At 35.2% G+C, this 2,341-nt stretch carries 5 protein-coding genes; all 5 read right to left on the bottom strand.

All coding sequences use genetic code 11. The features are described from left to right. Positions 1 to 68: 68 nt before the first annotated feature. On the bottom strand, positions 69 to 293 hold the full coding sequence (locus NCCP28_RS23385) for a hypothetical protein (RefSeq protein ID WP_248563556.1): 225 nt from the start codon (positions 291 to 293) through the stop codon (positions 69 to 71). A gap of 7 nt (positions 294 to 300) precedes the next feature. Next, positions 301 to 621, bottom strand: a complete 321-nt coding sequence (locus NCCP28_RS23380) for a hypothetical protein (protein WP_248563555.1) — start codon at positions 619 to 621, stop codon at positions 301 to 303. A 16-nt stretch (positions 622 to 637) separates the two neighbouring features. Then, positions 638 to 904, bottom strand: a complete 267-nt coding sequence (locus tag NCCP28_RS23375) for a hypothetical protein (RefSeq protein WP_248563554.1) — start codon at positions 902 to 904, stop codon at positions 638 to 640. Positions 905 to 939: 35 nt separating this feature from the next. Beyond that, positions 940 to 1,203 (bottom strand): hypothetical protein, encoded by a 264-nt coding sequence (locus tag NCCP28_RS23370; RefSeq protein ID WP_248563553.1) that lies wholly within the window; start codon positions 1,201 to 1,203, stop codon positions 940 to 942. A 62-nt stretch (positions 1,204 to 1,265) separates the two neighbouring features. Beyond that, on the bottom strand, positions 1,266 to 2,321 hold the full coding sequence (locus NCCP28_RS23365) for a replication initiation factor domain-containing protein (protein WP_248563552.1): 1,056 nt from the start codon (positions 2,319 to 2,321) through the stop codon (positions 1,266 to 1,268). Positions 2,322 to 2,341 lie beyond the last annotated feature (20 nt).

Genomic DNA, 2,341 nt, shown 5'->3' with positions numbered 1-2,341 from the left:
TCTTTTTGGTATGGTGGGTTCAATATGTGAACGGTAAACACGGTGTTACAGCACCGTATAAATTTCAATCAATTTCTCACCCTATAATCAATCTCTTCCTCACCATCTTTAGCCAATCTTACCTCTTCAACTCCATCATCAGATAACCAAGTCAAATGAGTTTTTCTAGCCAACCACATACCACCATCTCTTTTCGGTACCGGAAATCCATCTCGAATAGGATCCACCAAATAACCAACTAACTTTTCCCCTGTATTCATTCGAACCGCAACTAATTTCCCTTTATGTTTCAACCTAACCTCACCCCTCGAAAACATTAAATGTATACATTTCCCTAGGATTCTTCTTTGGATAATCTTCTAAATACATTTGCCGATTAACTAAATTCAAGAAAACTTCCTGTGCATTCTCTAAACCTCCCATAGATTCTACTAAATTAGAAAATTCCTTTTCCAAAACTGACAAAGTAGTTAAAACAGACTCAGGAATAACCTGATAATCAGTATGCATAAGATACTCTCCATTCCCAACAGAAACAGACTTTTCAAATACTTCTTCCACTTGATATCTAAAACCTGCCCTATCAATAACAAATTCTCCAACAACAGCTTTTCTCTTCATAAAAAATCCTCCTATCTTATTTCTTTCTTATTTTTTTAATCCTATCTTCTACCTTTCTCACTTCTTCTGCAGGAATAAGACCATATTCTCCTCCAGTAGGATGCTTACACTTATAATAATTAATAAGTTTGTCCCTATAAATCCAAGAGTTAACAGTAGAACGAGAAACACCAGCTAACATTGCGAAACCCCCAGGAGACAACATTTTCTTCTGTAAAGAAGACGTATAATTAATCCATTCGTTCACATCAGTAAACAAATAAACATTATCCATTTTTTCCATAATATCCCCCCTTGCGTAAATCTTACGCAAAAAGCCTAAAAAAAGCAACAATTAGTTCTACTTACAATAGAAAATTCAAAAGTATCCTTTACTTGGAACCTTTGCGACCCCGATTCTTTGCCACTGCCGCCACATCCAAAAATTCTAAATGTGGCAAACCCGAAAAAGGTTATCAGAGTCGCCTTTCCAAGTAAAGGAACCACTTCGTTTACTTTCAAATTTTCTATCAATCTAGCTAACAACTTTATTTTATGCTCAGACTCCAATTTTACAATGTGCTGCCCCCACCATCCCATCATTGGGCCCCTCCATCTCTGGCTCCTCCCAAGAACAGGACGTTGGGGGTGGCTGCTCTTTAAAATTAATTATAAAGCATATGCATTTTAACAGACTCTACATTAAATTCTGTTTCTTTATCTTCCGCTTCCAAAGACTCAAACATTAACTCGATATCTTTCTCCATATCTTCTTTAGTTCTAAAATCCATCTTTCTATTCACAGATTTAGCAAGAACATCATTTGCTTCAGGAATTCGCAACCAGTATAATATTTGTGAAAGTAAATTATCTTTATGTTGTTCGAAAATATCAGAAACACCCAATTCCTTGTCAGCTGGCATACTGGCAAGGATCTTTCTATATTTCGCCCTAGTAGCTTTACCTAAACGTTTAATCTCTTCAGGTTCTTCTAACAACAACTTAATCATCGCTTTTTCCTGAACACTTTCCAAACCCTTATATGCAGGAATAAAAAATCTAATATCTTTAAAAGGATCAAAAAGAGAAACAGGAATCCTCATAGAAGACTTATTAACCTCTACATATCCATGAACAGACTGACACCACAAATCACGCATTTGAGCCTCTATACGCCACCACTGAACGCCTTCGCTACTCTTTTGCTCTTTAGCCTTATCATAAATCCTTACACGCAACGGAGACGCAGGAGCACCAATATAAAGAGTTTCTAACTGTTCCAAAGCATCTACCCAATAATTCTTTTTCCTTTGTGCATTATCATAAATTTGATACTTAGCTAAATTCTCACCAAAAACATCAATAGCAATATCAATACGACTAATTTTAGGATATTTCATAGTTTTTAATATTTGAGAAACAGCTCTACGATGTTCTCTTTCTTTAGAATCTTTAATATTATTAGGATTGAAATCATATCTAATAGACTTAAATTTAGCATCATCTGTCCATTCTATAAGTGAACCATCAGTACAGTGAAAATCCCTTTTATAAGGATATTTAGCATAAGCATACCTTTTGATAAAACCAAACTCATTTTTATTAACAATCTCATCAAAATTACCGACATCATCACCCAAAATAGTAAGTCTATCAATAGACGTTTTAATAACCACTAAACCCTTACGCACATCCTCCAACTCATTGTCTGTTAGATTCATAATTCCACCTCACTCCTACT

The sequence above is a fragment of the Niallia sp. NCCP-28 genome (assembly GCF_023168165.1).
Lineage (GTDB): Bacteria > Bacillota > Bacilli > Bacillales > Cytobacillaceae > Niallia.
Note: the sequence above shows the minus strand (reverse complement) of the source record. Positions and strands in the feature narration are given on the sequence as shown.